Source organism: Rhodococcus sp. 3258, assembly GCF_031456475.1.
GTDB classification, from domain to species: Bacteria; Actinomycetota; Actinomycetes; order Mycobacteriales; family Mycobacteriaceae; genus Rhodococcoides; species Rhodococcoides fascians.
In genome coordinates this window covers 1-16,194 of record NZ_JAVDUT010000003.1, presented here as the reverse complement: position 1 = coordinate 16,194, position 16,194 = coordinate 1, and the positions used below count along the sequence as shown (strand labels likewise).

General features: G+C 64.4%; 14 protein-coding genes and 1 rRNA gene. 13 read left to right on the top strand and 2 right to left on the bottom strand.

What is annotated here, in order from left to right:
- The first annotated feature begins 29 nt into the window (after positions 1-29).
- The 10 genes from argC (at position 30) to J2X62_RS10875 (ending at position 12,004) form a co-directional block, all read left to right on the top strand.
- Positions 30-1,085, top strand: coding sequence for an N-acetyl-gamma-glutamyl-phosphate reductase (argC, locus tag J2X62_RS10920; RefSeq protein WP_032391049.1), 1,056 nt, complete (start codon positions 30-32; stop codon positions 1,083-1,085).
- Positions 1,082-2,320 carry a bifunctional glutamate N-acetyltransferase/amino-acid acetyltransferase ArgJ gene (gene argJ / locus J2X62_RS10915; protein ID WP_048318716.1) on the top strand — a complete coding sequence of 413 codons (1,239 nt, stop codon included), beginning with the start codon at positions 1,082-1,084 and terminating at the stop codon, positions 2,318-2,320. Before argC ends, argJ begins: the two co-directional genes overlap by 4 nt.
- Positions 2,317-3,231 (top strand): acetylglutamate kinase, encoded by a 915-nt coding sequence (gene argB / locus J2X62_RS10910; protein WP_032391050.1) that lies wholly within the window; start codon positions 2,317-2,319, stop codon positions 3,229-3,231. The genes argJ and argB overlap by 4 nt, the downstream gene beginning before the upstream one ends.
- Positions 3,228-4,433 (top strand): acetylornithine transaminase, encoded by a 1,206-nt coding sequence (locus J2X62_RS10905; protein ID WP_310180422.1) that lies wholly within the window; start codon positions 3,228-3,230, stop codon positions 4,431-4,433. The genes argB and J2X62_RS10905 overlap by 4 nt, the downstream gene beginning before the upstream one ends.
- Positions 4,430-5,365, top strand: a complete 936-nt coding sequence (argF, locus tag J2X62_RS10900) for an ornithine carbamoyltransferase (RefSeq protein ID WP_032391052.1) — start codon at positions 4,430-4,432, stop codon at positions 5,363-5,365. Before J2X62_RS10905 ends, argF begins: the two co-directional genes overlap by 4 nt.
- Positions 5,362-5,877 (top strand): arginine repressor, encoded by a 516-nt coding sequence (locus tag J2X62_RS10895; protein ID WP_032365512.1) that lies wholly within the window; start codon positions 5,362-5,364, stop codon positions 5,875-5,877. The genes argF and J2X62_RS10895 overlap by 4 nt, the downstream gene beginning before the upstream one ends.
- Positions 5,878-5,929: 52 nt before the next feature.
- A complete protein-coding gene (locus tag J2X62_RS10890; RefSeq protein WP_032370344.1) occupies positions 5,930-7,129 on the top strand; it encodes an argininosuccinate synthase in 1,200 nt (399 codons plus the stop codon).
- Positions 7,126-8,574: an argininosuccinate lyase gene (gene argH / locus J2X62_RS10885; protein ID WP_310180420.1), complete on the top strand. Its 1,449-nt coding sequence runs from the start codon at positions 7,126-7,128 to the stop codon at positions 8,572-8,574. The genes J2X62_RS10890 and argH overlap by 4 nt, the downstream gene beginning before the upstream one ends.
- Positions 8,575-8,675: 101 nt before the next feature.
- On the top strand, positions 8,676-11,693 hold the full coding sequence (locus tag J2X62_RS10880) for an AMP-binding protein (RefSeq protein WP_027497229.1): 3,018 nt from the start codon (positions 8,676-8,678) through the stop codon (positions 11,691-11,693).
- 104 nt (positions 11,694-11,797) lie between these two features.
- Entirely contained in the window at positions 11,798-12,004 is a 207-nt protein-coding gene (locus tag J2X62_RS10875) for a Trm112 family protein (protein WP_027497228.1), read from the top strand.
- A 10-nt stretch (positions 12,005-12,014) separates the two neighbouring features.
- Here the strand turns inward: J2X62_RS10875 and J2X62_RS10870 are convergent, their stop codons facing one another.
- Both J2X62_RS10870 and J2X62_RS10865 read right to left on the bottom strand, forming a co-directional pair.
- Positions 12,015-12,770, bottom strand: coding sequence for an ABC transporter permease (locus tag J2X62_RS10870; protein ID WP_032400024.1), 756 nt, complete (start codon positions 12,768-12,770; stop codon positions 12,015-12,017).
- Positions 12,767-13,498, bottom strand: a complete 732-nt coding sequence (locus J2X62_RS10865) for an ABC transporter ATP-binding protein (protein WP_027497226.1) — start codon at positions 13,496-13,498, stop codon at positions 12,767-12,769. The genes J2X62_RS10870 and J2X62_RS10865 overlap by 4 nt, the downstream gene beginning before the upstream one ends.
- A gap of 73 nt (positions 13,499-13,571) precedes the next feature.
- Here J2X62_RS10865 and J2X62_RS10860 point away from each other — a divergent pair, with 73 nt between their 5' ends.
- From J2X62_RS10860 to J2X62_RS10850, 3 genes are all read left to right on the top strand, one after another.
- A complete protein-coding gene (locus tag J2X62_RS10860) occupies positions 13,572-14,225 on the top strand; it encodes a DNA-3-methyladenine glycosylase (RefSeq protein WP_310180415.1) in 654 nt (217 codons plus the stop codon).
- Positions 14,226-14,263: 38 nt separating this feature from the next.
- Positions 14,264-15,538: a tyrosine--tRNA ligase gene (gene tyrS, locus J2X62_RS10855; protein WP_027497224.1), complete on the top strand. Its 1,275-nt coding sequence runs from the start codon at positions 14,264-14,266 to the stop codon at positions 15,536-15,538.
- Positions 15,539-16,103: 565 nt separating this feature from the next.
- A 16S ribosomal RNA gene (locus J2X62_RS10850) occupies positions 16,104-16,194 on the top strand; the annotation flags it as partial.

The following is a 16,194-nucleotide window of genomic DNA, read 5'->3' as shown; positions in this document are numbered from 1 at the left end:
AGCTTGCATGATGCTGCATAATAAACCGCATGACTATTTCGGAGGCAACGCCGAAGCGCATCGCGGTGGCGGGTGCCAGTGGCTACGCCGGTGGTGAGATCCTTCGCCTGCTGCTCGGCCACCCAGCTGTTCGCGACGGCTCGTTGGTCATCGGAGCGCTGACTGCGGGTGGCAATGCAGGCGCGACACTGGGTGAGTTCCATCCCCACCTGTTGCCGCTTGCCGACCGTGTGCTCGGCCCCACGACGGTCGACGAACTCGCCGGACACGACGTGATCTTCCTCGGGTTGCCGCACGGTAAATCCGCCGAACTCGCGCTCCAGTTGCCCGAATCCGTGGTGATCATCGACTGCGGTGCCGATTTCCGCCTCAACGACTCGGCAGCCTGGGAGAAGTACTACAAGTCCCCACATGCGGGGACTTGGCCGTACGGTCTCCCAGAGCTACCGGGGCGCCGCGAGCTCCTGGTCGGGGCAACGCGTATCGCCGTGCCCGGGTGCTACCCGACGGTGTCGAGTCTTGCCCTGGCCCCGGCAGTTGCCGCCGGAATCATCGAGCCACGGGTCAACATCGTTGCGGTCACCGGCACGTCCGGTGCGGGCCGGGCACCCAAGGCCGACCTGCTGGGCTCCGAGGTGATGGGCTCGGTTCGCGCATACGCGGTAGCAGGCGCGCACCGGCACACTCCCGAGATCGTGCAGAACCTGTCGGCTGTGGCCGGTACCGACGTGTCGGTGTCGTTCACTCCGGTACTCGCGCCGATGCCGCGTGGCATTCTGGCCACCTGTACGGCCGTGACCACCGCTACCGAGGCTCAGGCCGTCGAGGTGTACGAGAAGGCCTATGCCGCGGAGCCTTTCGTTCATGTTCTTCCGGCCGGGCGGCTGCCGCAGACCGGTTCGGTCATCGGATCGAACGCCGTGCAGATGAGTGTGTCCGTCGATGCAGACGCCGGCTTGCTGGTGGTCATCGCGGCCATCGACAACCTGGCCAAGGGAACAGCCGGTGCAGCAGTGCAATCGATGAATCTGGCGTTGGGAATCGACGAGACCGACGGTCTCTCTACCGTAGGAGTTGCTCCATGACCGGCCTGAAGAGCGAGACGGATACGGTCGCCTCGATCGCGGGGAAGCTCGTGCGTTCCCAGGGCGTGACGTCTCCCGCCGGATTCCGTGCGGCCGGGATTCCCGCGGGTATCAAGGCAAGTGGCAGGTCCGATCTGGCTCTGGTGTTCAACGAGGGCCCGGACTTCACGGCAGCGGGCGTCTTCACCCGCAACAAGGTCAAGGCCGCGCCGGTGCTGTGGTCGCAGCAGGTACTCACCACCGGTCGGCTTCGCGCGGTGGTGTTGAACTCGGGCGGTGCCAACGCCTGTACCGGTGCACCCGGTTTCCAGGACGCGCATCGGACGGCCGAGGAGGTCGCGTCCGTGTTGAGCAACTGGGGTTCGGAAACAGGGGCCATCGAGGTTGCCGTGTGCTCGACAGGTCTCATCGGCGATCGGTTGCCGATGGACAAGCTGTTGCCGGGGGTGACCGAGGTGGTGCACGAACTGGCCGGCGGTATCTCCGGTGGCACCGATGCCGCTTACGCGATCATGACCACCGATACCGTTCCGAAGCAGGCCGCGATTCATCACGCAGACAAGTGGAATGTCGGTGGCATGGCCAAGGGCGCGGGCATGCTCGCACCCTCGCTGGCCACGATGCTCAGTGTCATCACCACCGACGCCGTCGCGACCGCGGAGCAGCTCGACACCGCGCTTCGTGCGGCCACCCGGTTGTCCTACGACCGACTCGACGTCGACGGCGCATCCTCCACGAACGACACGGTACTGCTGCTCTCCTCCGGGGCGAGCGGTGTGAGCCCGTCGCAGGAGGACCTCGACGCTGCTGTTCTGGCGGTATGCGACGACCTCGCCGATCAGATGATGGCCGATGCCGAGGGCGTCACCAAGCGAGTGAAGATCACCGTCTCCGGTGCAGTATCCGAGGACGAGGCTCTCGTCGGTGCGAGGACGGTCGCCAGGGACAGTCTCACCAAGACGGCCCTATTCGGTTCGGACCCCAACTGGGGCCGTGTACTCGCGGCGATCGGTATTGCTCCGATCGAACTCGATCCGGATCGGATTGCTGTGTCGTTCAACGGCAATCCGGTGTGCATCGACGGCGTCGGCGCTCCGGGTGCGCGCGAGGTCGACCTGTCGGGAGTTGATATCGCCGTGACCATCGACCTCGGACTCGGGTCCGGTACGGCCACGATCAGAACGACGGATCTCTCCCACGCCTACGTCGAAGAGAACTCGGCGTACTCGTCATGACTGCTGCTGCAACGCAATTGACGGCAGCGCAGAAGGCGTTCACGCTCGCCGAGGCACTGCCCTGGCTCCAGCGCTTCTCGGGCAAGATCGTCGTGGTGAAGTACGGCGGGAACGCCATGATCGACGACGATCTCAAACTAGCGTTCGCCGCCGACATGGTGTTTCTACGCACCGTCGGAATTCACCCCGTCGTCGTGCACGGCGGAGGCCCGCAGATTTCGGCCATGCTCACCAGGCTGGGCCTGACGGGTGAGTTCCGCGGCGGATTTCGGGTCACCACACCGGAAGTCATGGACATCGTTCGGATGGTGCTGTTCGGGCAGGTCGGCCGTGAACTCGTCGGCTTGATAAACAGTCACGGGCCGTATGCCGTCGGAATCTCGGGGGAGGACGCGCACCTGTTCACCGCGACGCGTCGTTCGGTCCTGGTCGACGGCGTCGATACCGATATCGGTCTGGTGGGCGACGTCACCTCGGTAGATCCGAAGGCGATCTTCGATCTGATTGCCGCAGGCCGCATTCCGGTGGTCTCCACCATCGCACCCGACAGTGACGGCGTGGTGCACAACATCAACGCCGATACCGCTGCTGCTGCTCTCGCCAGTGCGATCGGGGCAGAGAAGTTGGTCGTGCTCACCGATGTCGAGGGTCTCTACACGGCGTGGCCCGATCGCAGTTCCCTGACCTCTCGAATCGACGCGTCGGAACTCGACGCATTGCTGCCCACGCTCGATGCGGGAATGGTTCCGAAGATGGAAGCGTGCCTGCGGGCCGTTCGTGCCGGTGTGCCGTCGGCGCACGTCATCGACGGTCGCGTCGAACATTCGGTTCTGGTGGAGCTGTTCACCGGAGAGGGGATCGGCACCATGGTCACCCCCGATCACTCGTCTACGTCAGGAGTCACGTCATGACCGGCACGCAGTCCACGGTCGATCTACAGCAGCGGTGGTCCACGTCGCTGATGGACAACTACGGTGTGCCGCGCGTAGCGCTCGTCCGAGGCGAAGGCGCTGTGGTGACCGACGCCGACGGCAAGCAGTACCTCGACCTGCTGGCCGGTATCGCCGTCAATATCCTGGGCCACGCTCATCCTGCGGTGATCGAGGCGGTCACTGCTCAGCTCTCCACTCTGGGTCATACGTCGAATCTGTATGCGACGGAACCGGGTATCGAACTGGCCGAGCAATTGCTCGCACATCTGGGTGCGGGTGCGACGGGACGAGTGTTCTTCTGCAACTCGGGTACCGAGGCCAACGAGGCGGCGTTCAAGATCGCGCGTCTGACCGGTCGTCCCCACATCATTGCCGCCGAGAAGGCCTTTCACGGACGGACGATGGGTGCACTGGCGCTCACCGGACAAGCCGACAAGCGAATTCCGTTCGAACCCATGCCTGCCGGTGTCCAGCACGTGCCCTACGGAGACATCGCCGCGCTCGAGGCAGCCGTCGATACCGACACCGCCGCAGTGTTTCTCGAACCCATCATGGGGGAGGGTGGCGTGGTCGTTCCTCCCGACGGGTATCTCGTTGCCGCACGTGAGATCACGGCGAAGCACGGCGCGCTGTTGGTCCTCGACGAGGTGCAGACCGGTATCGGCCGCACGGGCTGGTTCTACGCCCACCAGTCGGTCGGCATCGTGCCCGACGTGATCACCTTGGCCAAAGGACTGGGCGGGGGTCTGCCCATCGGAGCCTGCATCGGTATCGGGGCGGCGGGGGAGTTGTTGCATCCGGGCAAGCACGGCACCACCTTCGGCGGCAACCCGGTCTGCGCCGCTGCTGCGTTGGCTGTGTTGCGGACCATTGCCGCCGACGACCTCGTTTCGCACGCCGACAGTCTCGGCAAGACCATCGCTCATTCCATCGAGGCTCTCGAACACCCTCTCGTCAGCCATGTTCGGGGCTCCGGGCTTCTGCTCGGAGTGGTGCTCACGGCCGCAGTTGCGCCTGCGGCCGAGGCGGCGGCCCGTGACGCAGGCTTCCTGATCAATGCAGCGCAACCAGACGTATTGCGGCTCGCACCGCCGCTGATCATCACCGAAGAGCAGGCCGCGTCGTTCGTCTCGGCACTACCGGCAATTCTCGACGCAGCACAGGAGGCACACCAGCCATGACCGTTCAGCACTTCCTTCGCGACGACGACATCACCCCGCAGCAGCAGGGAGAAATCCTGGCGCTCGCGGCCGAGATCAAGCGGGCTCCGTTCTCCAAGCGGCCGCTCGAGGGGCCGAAGGGCGTCGGTGTGATCTTCGAGAAGAATTCCACCAGAACTCGGTTCTCGTTCGAGTTGGGCATTGCGCAGTTGGGCGGCCACGCCGTTGTGGTCACCGGAAGCGACACTCAACTGGGACGCGAGGAGACTCTGCAGGACACCGGCCGCGTGCTGTCCCGCTACGTCGAGGCGGTCGTCTGGCGTACGTTCGGCCAGAAGCGACTGGAGCAGATGGCAACGGGTGCAACGATTCCCATCGTCAATGCGCTGTCCAACGAATTCCATCCCTGCCAGGTCCTCGCCGATCTGCAGACGCTGATCGAGCACAAGGGAAACCTGACCGGGAGGACGCTGGCGTACTTCGGCGACGGTGCCAACAACATGGCACATTCGCTTCTCATCGGCGGAGTGACCGCGGGACTCGATGTCAGGATCGCCGCTCCGAAGGAATTCTCACCACTCGGTTACGTCCTCGATGCCGCACGTGCGCGCGCCGAGGAGACCGGAGCGTCCATCACGGTGACCGAAGACCCCGACGAGGCCGCCGACGGTGCCGACGCTCTCGTCACCGATACCTGGACATCGATGGGTCAGGAGAACGACGGACTCGATCGAGTCGCTCCGTTCCGGCCCTACCGCATCGACTCCGAGCTGCTGTCGAAGGCGAAATCCGATGCGGTCGTGCTGCATTGCCTTCCTGCCCACCGCGGCGAGGAAATCACCGACGAGGTGCTCGACGGTCCGCACAGTGTCGTCTGGGACGAGGCCGAGAACCGTCTGCACGCGCAGAAAGCACTGCTGGTCTGGCTCCTCGAGCAGGCTCGGCGACCGTGAGTGACGACGTCACTGCGGTTCCGCTGACCGCGTCGACCCGCGCGGGCAGACAGGCGCGGATCATCGCGTTGCTGGCCACGCATCAGGTGCGCAGTCAACCGCAGCTGGCGTCGTTGCTCGCCGCCGAGGGGATCGACACCACCCAGGCGACGCTGTCGCGTGACCTCGAAGAGTTGGGTGCGGTGAAGTTGCGCGCTCCTGACGGCGGCGTCGGGGTGTACGTGGTCCCCGAGGACGGCAGCCCGGTGCGCGGGGTGTCGGGCGGAACCGACCGTCTCCTGCGGCTGTTGGGGGAGCTGTTGGTGTCCACCGATCACAGCGGAAACCAGGCAGTTCTGCGGACACCGCCCGGAGCTGCGCATTACCTGGCCAGCGCCCTCGATCGTGCTGCATTGCCGGAAGTCGTGGGAACGATCGCCGGGGACGACACGATCCTGCTCATCGCCCGTGAACCGACCACCGGCGGCGAGATCGCCGACAAGATAGAAAAGCTCGCTCGACGCGGAAACTGAGATCCGGTCACTCCGCACTGCACCACACGAACCACGAAGGAGCGTCATCACCATGGCCGAACGCGTCATCCTCGCCTACTCCGGCGGACTCGACACCTCTGTCGCCATCAGCTGGATCGGACGGGAGACCGGCAAGGAGGTCGTCGCTGTTGCCATCGACCTCGGCCAGGGCGGTGAGGACATGAATGTCGTCCGCCAGCGCGCATTGGACTGCGGCGCAGTCGAATCGGTCGTCGTCGACGCCAGGGACGAGTTCGCCGACGAGTACTGCCTGCCGACGGTGCAATCCAACGCGCTGTACATGGATCGGTATCCGTTGGTTTCGGCCATCAGCCGCCCGCTGATCGTCAAGCATCTGGTGGAGAACGCACGTGCGCACGGCGGAACCGTCGTCGCCCACGGATGCACGGGCAAGGGCAACGATCAGGTCCGGTTCGAGGTCGGTTTCAACACGCTCGCTCCGGAGCTCGAAGTGCTGGCACCGGTACGCGATTACGCGTGGACCCGGGAGAAGGCGATCGCGTTCGCCGAGGAGAACGACATTCCGATCAACGTCACCACCAAGTCACCGTTCTCCATCGACCAGAACGTGTGGGGACGAGCAGTGGAGACCGGCTTCCTGGAAGATCTGTGGAACGCGCCGACGAAGGATGTGTACGACTACACCGAGGATCCGACGGTCAACTTCCAGGCACCCGACGAACTGATCCTCACGTTCGACAAGGGTCGCCCGGTCGCCATCGACGGCCGTCCGGTGTCGGTGCTCGGTGCGATCCAAGAACTCAACACCCGTGCGGGCGCTCAGGGTGTCGGCCGATTGGACGTCGTCGAGGATCGGCTCGTCGGCATCAAGAGCCGTGAAATCTACGAGGCTCCCGGTGCGATGGTCCTGATCCGTGCGCACGAAGAACTCGAGCACGTGACCCTCGAGCGCGAACTCGGCCGCTACAAGCGTCATACCGACCAGAAGTGGGCCGAGCTGGTCTACGACGGCCTGTGGTACTCGCCGCTCAAGGGTGCACTCGACACGTTCGTTCAGCACACGCAGGAACACGTCTCGGGCGACATCCGCTTGGTGCTGCACGCGGGCGGAATCATCGTCAACGGCCGTCGCAGCGGGGAGTCGTTGTACGACTTCAACCTCGCTACCTACGACGAGGGCGACACGTTCGACCAGTCGGCGGCCAAGGGATTCGTGCAGCTGCACGGGCTCTCCTCCAAGATCGCAGCGAAGCGGGACCTGGGCCTGTGACCACTTCGAGCAACGCACACGGAACCAACGAAGGCTCGCTGTGGGGCGGGCGCTTCGCCTCCGGCCCGGCGGCTGCCATGGCTGCCCTGAGCAAATCGACACACTTCGACTGGGTTCTCGCGCCCTACGACATCCGTGCGTCCATGGCGCACGCTCGGGTTCTGAACGGTGCCGGACTGCTGACCCCGCAGGACCTCGAGACCATGCTCGACGGTTTGCAGCGGCTGGCCGACGACGTGGCGTCCGGTGAGTTCGTCGCGGCCGAGTCGGACGAGGACGTGCACGGCGCCCTCGAACGCGGTTTGATCGACCGGGTCGGACCCGAGGTGGGTGGTCGCCTGCGCGCCGGCCGCTCACGCAACGATCAGGTCGCGACCCTGTTCCGGATGTGGTTGCGCGACGCCGTCCGTCGGGTGGCGGTCGGTGTTCTCGACGTCGTGGACGCATTGGCAACTCAGGCTGCGGCTCACCCCACCGCGGTCATGCCCGGCAAGACTCATTCACAGGCGGCGCAGCCGGTGTTGTTGGCGCATCATCTGCTCGCACATACCCATCCGCTGCTGCGTGATGTCCAGCGGTTCGCGGATTTCGACAGGCGAGCGGCGGTGTCGCCCTACGGTTCCGGCGCTCTGGCCGGCTCCTCGCTCGGTCTGAGCCCCGAGAAGATCGCCGCCGAACTCGGGTTCGATTCGTCCGCCGAGAACTCGATCGACGCCACGTCCTCGCGTGATTTCGCGGCGGAAGCCGCGTTCGTATTGGCGATGACGGCGGTGGACCTGTCTCGGTTCGCCGAGGAGGTCATCTCGTGGAGCACACCCGAATACGGTTACGTGACTCTTGCAGATGCATGGTCGACGGGCAGTTCGATCATGCCGCAGAAGAAGAATCCCGACGTCGCGGAGTTGACTCGTGGCAAGACGGGCCGCCTGATCGGAAATCTGACCGGCCTGTTGGCCACCCTCAAGGCACAACCCTTGGCGTACAACCGAGATCTTCAGGAAGACAAGGAGCCGGTCTTCGATTCGGTGGCTCAGCTGGAGTTGCTGCTCCCGGCACTCACCGGTTTGACGGCGACATTGGAGTTCCACACCGATCGCATGGCCGAACTCGCGCCGGCCGGGTTCACGCTCGCCACCGACATCGCCGAATGGATGGTGCGGCAAGGGATTGCGTTCCGGGTAGCTCACGAGGCAGCGGGAGCCTGCGTGCGCGCGGCGGAAGCGCGGGGCGTCGGGCTGGTGGATCTGACCGACGACGAGCTCGCGTCGATCGATCCGGCGCTCACTCCGGCGGTGCGCGAGGTGCTCACCGTGGAGGGTTCCATTTCCGCGCGTGATGCTCGCGGCGGCACCGCGGCGGTTCAGGTGGCGCACCAGCTCGGTGGTGTGCGGGCGACTGCGTCGACGTTGCGCGCGTGGGCCGAGGTGCCGGTGTTGCGGCACTAGTCGACATCCTCGCCGTATTCCACGAGTGTGATGTGAGAAGCTTTCGTCACGCGAAGACCGATGTCGGTCGTTCCGTCGGGGCCGAACGCAGGAGTGTATTTGTGGGACTGAATGCAGACGCGGTACGTGGTCCACTGCGGCGTGCTATCGCAACGGCCCAGAACGGCCTCGAGGTCATCCGGCTGGGTGGTCTCGAGACCGAGGTCGATCCGTCGCCTTTCCGGGTGATGGACCGCGAGCCGATGTATCGGTTGCGGCGTTACTTCCCCGACGACGTTCCCGTGGACAGTCCTCCGGTGGTGCTGATTCCGCCGATGATGGTCTCCGCGGACGTGTACGACGTCACCACCGATCAAGGTGCGGCCGGAATTCTGCACGGCATGGGCATGGACCCGTGGGTGGTCGATTTCGGTTCGCCCGATACCGAAGAGGGCGGATGGAGCCGTACTCTGGCCGATCACGTCGTCGCCATCAGCGAGGTCGTGGACAAGGTGCACGAGCACACCGGCCGCGACGTTCACCTCGGAGGGTATTCGCAGGGCGGCATGTTCTGCTACCAGGCTGCCGCCTATCGAGGTGGACGAAACCTGGCCAGCCTCATCACGTTCGGGGCTCCGGTGGACACCTTGGCCGGCTTGCCGCTGGGTATCCCGGCCGGTGTCGCCACTCGGGGCGCGGAGTTTCTCGCCGACCACGTATTCACGCGCTTGGCCGTGTCGGGGTGGATGGCGCGGACAGGATTTCAGCTGCTCGACCCGGCGAAGACCGTGCGGTCTCGTTTGGATTTCCTGCGACAGTTGCACGACCGGGAAGCACTGTTGCCTCGGGAGCCGCAGCGCCGCTTCCTGGCGATGGACGGCTGGGTGGCGTGGTCCGGGCCCGCCGTGGCCGAGTTGCTCAAGCAGTTCGTCGTGCACAACCGCATGATGACCGGCGGTTTCGTCATCAAGGACAGGTTGTTGACGCTTGCCGAGTTGACGGTGCCGGTCTTGGCGTTCGTCGGCGAGGTGGACGACATCGGACAGCCGTTGGCGGTGCGCGGAATCCGGCGTGCCGCACCGCGTGCTCAGGTATTCGAAACGACCTTGCGTGCAGGCCATTTCGGTCTCGTGGTGGGTAGCACGGCAGCTGCGCAGACGTGGCCGACCACCGGAAACTGGATTCGGTGGCGCGAGAACCTCGGACCGAAGCCCGAGGCCGTGCGCGTGATGGAACACGAGGAGCACTCGGACAGCGACAGCGGAGTGTCGATCACCAACAGGCTGATTCATACCGCTGCCTCCATCGCCGAAGTGGGAGTCGGTGTAGGACGCGGATTGGCGTCGGCCGCGACCGGTGCCGTGCGCGGCACTCGTGAGATCTCGACCGAGGCCGTGCGCACCCTTCCGCGGCTGGCACGGCTGGGGCAGATGCAGCCGCACAGTCGGGTCTCGTTGGGCCGCTTGATCGCTGAGCAGGGAAGAAAGTCCCCGCTCGGCGAGTGCTTCCTCTTCGACGACCGTGTGCACACCTACGACGCCGTCAACGTGCGTATCGACAACGTGGTTCGAGGTCTGATCAGTGTCGGTGTACGGCCGGCGTCGCGCATCGGTGTGCTGATGGAGACCAGGCCGAGTGCCCTCGCCGCCATCGCAGCTCTCTCGCGCATCGGCGCTGTTCCGGTGTTGCTGCAGCCGGGTAGCGACCTCACTGCCGCGTTACGCACCGTGGACGTCGACACCGTGATCGCCGATCCGGAAAATGCCGCGGCGGCCGTTCCGGTCGCGCCCAACGTACTGGTGCTCGGCGGCGGCGAGACGCGGAGGCTCGATGTTCCGGACGGCTACGAAGTGATCGACCTCGAAGCCATCGACCCCGACGCCGTCCGGCTACCGGCCTGGTTCGAGCCGGATCCCGGTCGCGCTCGCGAACTGGCAATGATTCTGTTCACCACCACCGACCGTGGTCTCGAACCGCGATACATCACCAACCATCGCTGGGCACTGTCCGCATTCGGTACCGCGACGACGGCCGCTCTCGGTCCCGGCGATACTGTGTATTGCCTTGCACCGCTCCATCATTCGGCGGGCATACTCGTGACCATCGGCGGCGCGCTTGCCGGCGGATCGAGGATCGCGCTCTCCCGTGGTCTCGATCCCGAGCGCTTCAGGGAAGAGGTGTACCGCTACGGCGTCACTGTCGTCAGCTACACCTGGACGATGATGCAGCAGATCGTCGACGACGGGCGCTTCCCGGTCGACACCGGTCACCCGGTTCGGCTGTTCATCGGCTCCGGTATGCCGGTGGGATTGTGGCGTCGCACCCTGGCGAAGTTCACCCCGGCGCGAGTGCTCGAGTTCTATGCCTCCACCGAGAACGACGTCATTCTGGCCAATGTCGCTGGGACGAAGATCGGCTCGAAGGGACGCCCTCTGCCCGGCAGTGCGCGGGTGGCTCTGGCGGCGTACGACCCGATCACCGGCCGACTCGAAGAGGACGACGACGGATTCGTGCGGCAGTGCCGCGACGACGAGATCGGGCTGCTCCTGGGCCGCCCGAGCGGTGACGGTGAAGCGACCAGCCATGTCATGCGTGGGGTCTTCGAGCCCACCGACGCGTGGATACCCACCGAGAACCTGTTCCGGCGTGATTCGGACGGCGATTACTGGCTCATCGATCGTAAGGACACCGTTGTTCGCTCGGCGCGGGGTCCGGTGTACACCCAGCCGATCGTCGACGCCGTCGGCGATCTCGACCAGGTCGGTTCGGCCGTGGTCTACGGGGTTCGTGTTGCCGTCGACGGGCCACGGTCGATCCGCATGGAAGCGTCGGCCACCGAGGTTGCCGTGTGTGCTGTCTCCCTGCAGCCGGAAGCGGTGATCACCGCTCGCGCTCTCACCGATGCCCTGGGAGTCCTGCTTCCGGACGAGCGCCCGGCGATCGTCCACGTTGTGTCCGACATCCCGGTCGGTCGCGCCTATCGACCCAACGCGTCTGCATTGAAGCAGGCAGGAATTCCTACTCCGAGCGCACGATCGTGGTACTACGATCCGGAGTCGAACAGCTACCGACGACTGACGAAAGCTGTTGTGGCAGAACGCTTCGTGGGACGTCAGGCCACCGCCGAGAAGTCTTCCTGACATGAAGGTACGGCCGGCGGCCCCGACGACGGAAACAATCGGCGTTCGGTAGCGTGAACGAAGACCATCACTCCGACTCGGTCGGAGCAGACAGAAGGACACCTGTGGCAATCGACTCGACTCTGCTCTCCATCCTCGCGTGCCCTGTGGACAAGGGCCCGCTCCTGCTCGTCGAGGACGAATTGCTCTACAACCCGCGACTGCGTCGCGCATATCCGATAGAAAATGGCATTCCGGTGTTGCTCGCCGACGATGCGCGCGATGTCGACGACGCCGAGCACGAGTCGATTCTGGCGCGCGCCACGTCCTAGATCACTTCGTTCATGGTGTCCGCCGACGCAATGTCGCTGCCGCACCGGTCAGCGCTGCCACGGTGAACATCACGACCACGGCGATGTCGGCCCCCATGCGCCTGGTTGCATCGGGGTGGACGGATATTTCCTGCAGGGCGTCCACCAGGTAGCTCAGCGGCAGAAGGTTGCTGACTGCACCGAGCCAACTCGGCATCTGATCGCGGGCCACCAGGAGCCCGCAGAGGAAGAGCTGCGGGATCACGACGACCGGCATGAACTGGACCGCTTGAAATTCGGTACGTGCGAAAGCGCTGCACAACAGCCCGATCGCCACTCCGAGCATCGCCCCGAGTACCGCGATCACCAGAACCCACCCGATCGAGCCTTCGATGTCGAGCCCGAGCAATCCGAATGCGAGTGCGCACGCGAGCAGCGCCTGCCCTACAGCGGCGAGCGAGAACGCCGAGCCGTAACTCGCAAGCAGGTCCATCTTGGACATCGGTGTGGTCAGCAGGCGTTCGAGTGTTCCCGTGCTGCGTTCACGCTGCATCGAGATCGACGTGAGCAGAAACATGACGACGAACGGCAGAATGCCGAGCATCGTGATCGCAATTCGATCGAACGACGATTGTTGGTTCGGCGGAGCCGGGACGTCTCGGTACAGGAAATACAGCAACACCATCAGTAGAGACGGCACGAGCAGGACCATGGCCACCGATCGGTGATCGGCTCTGAGCTGGCGCAGGATTCGACCCGTACCCGCTGCGTAGATTCGTGCGTTCACGATGTCTGTTCCGTGGATCTGATGAGCGAGAGGAATGCGCGGTCGAGGTTCGTTTCCTTCGTCCGCGCCAGTAGCGCTTCGGGGCTCGATCGGTCCAGGACGGCACCGTCGCGCATCAGTACGAGCTGGCTGCAGTGTTCTGCCTCCTCCATCACGTGGCTCGAGACCAGCACTGTCGTACCTACCGCTGCGATTGCGGCGAATCGTGACCACAGTTCCGAGCGAAGGACGGGATCCAACCCGACCGTCGGCTCGTCGAGGACGATGAGTTCGGGTTCGGCGACCAGCGCGCTGGCCAGGGAGACCCGGCTCAGTTGGCCACCGGAGAGCTCACCCGCCCGCGACGCCGCATGGTCGGTGAGTCCGACAGCCGCGATGGCGGACGCCACCTCGGAGTGGCGGCGACCGTAGAGCGACCCGAAGTACTGCACGTTCTCGCGAACGGTGAGGTCTCGGTACACGCTCGGTGCCTGCGTCACGTACCCGACGGTGCGGCGCAGGGAGGTGGAGCCGGCTGGGCATCCGAGCACTGTCACGGTTCCGCCGGCAACGATCTGCGTGCCGACGATGGCGCGCATCAGCGTGGTCTTTCCGCAGCCCGATGGGCCGAGGAGGCCGGTGATGGCAGCCCGCGGAATCGTCAGGGACAGATTGTGCAGCACCGTTCGGTTGCCGCGGCGAACCGTCAACCCTGTGATCTCGACGGCATGTTGCCCGGTGAACGCCATGTCGGCCTCCAGACTCTCATCGATCGATGCAGTCATAGCCCCGTCGATGCCTCGAGGTCAAGGGTTCAGCATCATGGGACGGGTGAACGCTGCTGACTTGGAAATCGGAGAGCCGGACGACGCAGCCCGACGTATCCTCGGGGCCACCGTCCATGCAGGCGCGGTGTCGGTACGCATCGTGGAGGTCGAGGCATACGGCGGTCCGGTCGACGGTCCGTGGCCCGATCCCGCTGCGCATTCTTTCCGTGGTCCGACACCCCGAAATGCCGTGATGTTCGGTCCGGCGGGTCGGCTGTACGTCTATCTGAGTTACGGCATGCACCTGTGCATGAACGTCAGTTGCGGGCCGGACGGGACGGCTGCTGCCGTCCTGCTTCGAGCCGGGCAGGTAATTGCAGGTCACGATTTCGTCGACGGCAGGCGCGGTGGCGGAAAGTCGCGAACAGCGCGGGTCGAGGCCGGGTGGGCTCGAGGGCCCGGCAATCTCGGACGAGCACTCGGAGTGGGACTTGCCGACAACGGGACCGATCTGTTCGACGCGTCGTCACCGATCACCCTCGAGCTGCTCGAACATCCGCTGGGCGACGAGGCGTTGAAAGTCGGTCCACGCGTGGGTGTGAGCGTGGCAGCAGACAGACCGTGGCGTTTCTGGCTACCGGCCTCGCCTGCAGTGTCGAACTACCGGCGCAGTCCCCGGGCTCCCCAGCCCGGCTTGCGTGAGGGCTGAACGAGGCGGCGGCAAGTGCATGCGGGAAGATCGACGTCGTGAGCGAGAACATCATCGACGAATTGACCTGGCGCGGACTGATCGCGCAGTCCACCGACGTGGAAGCACTGAAGAAGGCCACCTCGGACGGGCCGATCACGTTGTACTCCGGTTTCGACCCGACCGGACCCTCGCTCCACGCCGGCCACCTCGTTCCGCTGCTCGCCTTGAAGCGGTTCCAGCGGGCCGGTCATCGGCCGATCATTCTGGCGGGCGGCGCAACCGGACTGATCGGTGATCCTCGCGATGTGGGGGAGCGGACCATGAACTCCCGTGAGGTGGTCACCGAATGGGCGTCGCGTATCCGGGGGCAGCTCGAACGGTTCGTAGACCTGGACGACGGCCCTACCGGTGGCGTGGTGGTCAACAACCTGTCCTGGACAGGGGAGCTGTCCACCATCGACTTCCTCCGAGACGTCGGCAAACACTTCTCGATCAACGTCATGCTCGCGCGGGAGACGGTCAAGACTCGGCTCGAGGGCGACGGCATGTCGTACACCGAGTTCAGCTACATGCTGTTGCAGGCCAACGACTACGTCCAGCTGCGCCGGGAGTACGGCTGCAGTCTGCAGATCGGTGGCTCGGATCAGTGGGGCAACATCATCGCCGGCGTGGAACTGAACCGTCGGCAGGACGCCGAACAGGTTCACGCGCTGACCGTTCCCCTGGTCACGTCGTCGGACGGCAAGAAGTTCGGTAAGTCCACCGGTGGTGGCAGTCTTTGGTTGGACCCCGAGATGACCAGCCCGTACGCCTGGTACCAGTACTTCGTGAACACCGGTGACGCCGATGTGGTCAAGTACCTGCGCTGGTTCACCTTCCTGTCCCAGGACGAACTGGCCGAATTGGAGACAGCAACCGAGGAGCGACCGCACGCGCGAGAAGCTCAGAAGCGACTGGCAGCAGAGATGACGACTCTGGTTCACGGCGAAGAGGCGACTCGCTCGGTCGAACTCGCCAGCCAAGCACTGTTCGGGCGGGCCGAGCTCACCGACCTCGACGAGAGCACTCTGGCAGCGGCGTTGCACGAGGCATCTGTGGCCGACATCGAGGTGGGTGCTCCGAACACGATCGTCGACCTCCTTGTCGCGACAGGGTTGAGCGAGAGCAAGGGTGCTGCGCGACGGGCGGTCAAAGAGGGCGGGGCAGCGGTGAACAACGTCAAGATCGCCGACGAGAACTGGACACCGTCGAGCGACGACCTCTTGCACGGACAATGGTTGGTGGTCCGGCGCGGGAAGCGGAACTTTGCGGGAGCACGCGTGGCTCGCTGAATCCAGGATCGGCCAGTGGCCGGAGTCACATTGATGTAATTTGGTTTGGACATCCGCTCGAGGGGCAATCCATCGAGCGCGACCAGGCTGTTCACACCAATTGTGTCCGAACGACCTGGGGATTTGACGCGTTGTTATCCGGGGCGTAACTTTGTCCAAGTCAGAGCGACACGGACGCCAGCCCAGACCGCAAGGCCTGAGCGAAGCGGACGCGCTCTACACAATCTGGTTCGGATACTACTTCGGTTGTGTCTTAACCGCGGATCGAAGGCCAGTTTGACTGAGCCTGAACATCCGATCTAAGCTGGAACGGTTGCCCCGGACACCGACGAGATCATCTCGGACGTGAATGGTGTGTGCGTGTTCTTTGAGAACTCAACAGTGTGTCGATGAATGTCAGTGCCGAATTTTATTTGGTGAATGCATTCGATGTATCAGCCATCCGCTTGTGGTGGTTGTTGTCGGGTGTTGTTTTGAAAATGCTAGTTGAGTTTTTTTTGCTAGTGATTTGACTTGATGTCTTTGACTGATTCGTGGTCTTTCGGGACTGTTGTTTCGCAGGTCTTTTACGGAGAGTTTGATCCTGGCTCAGGACGAACGCTGGCGGCGTGCTTAACACATGCAAGTCGAGCGGTAAGGCCTTTCGGGGTACACGA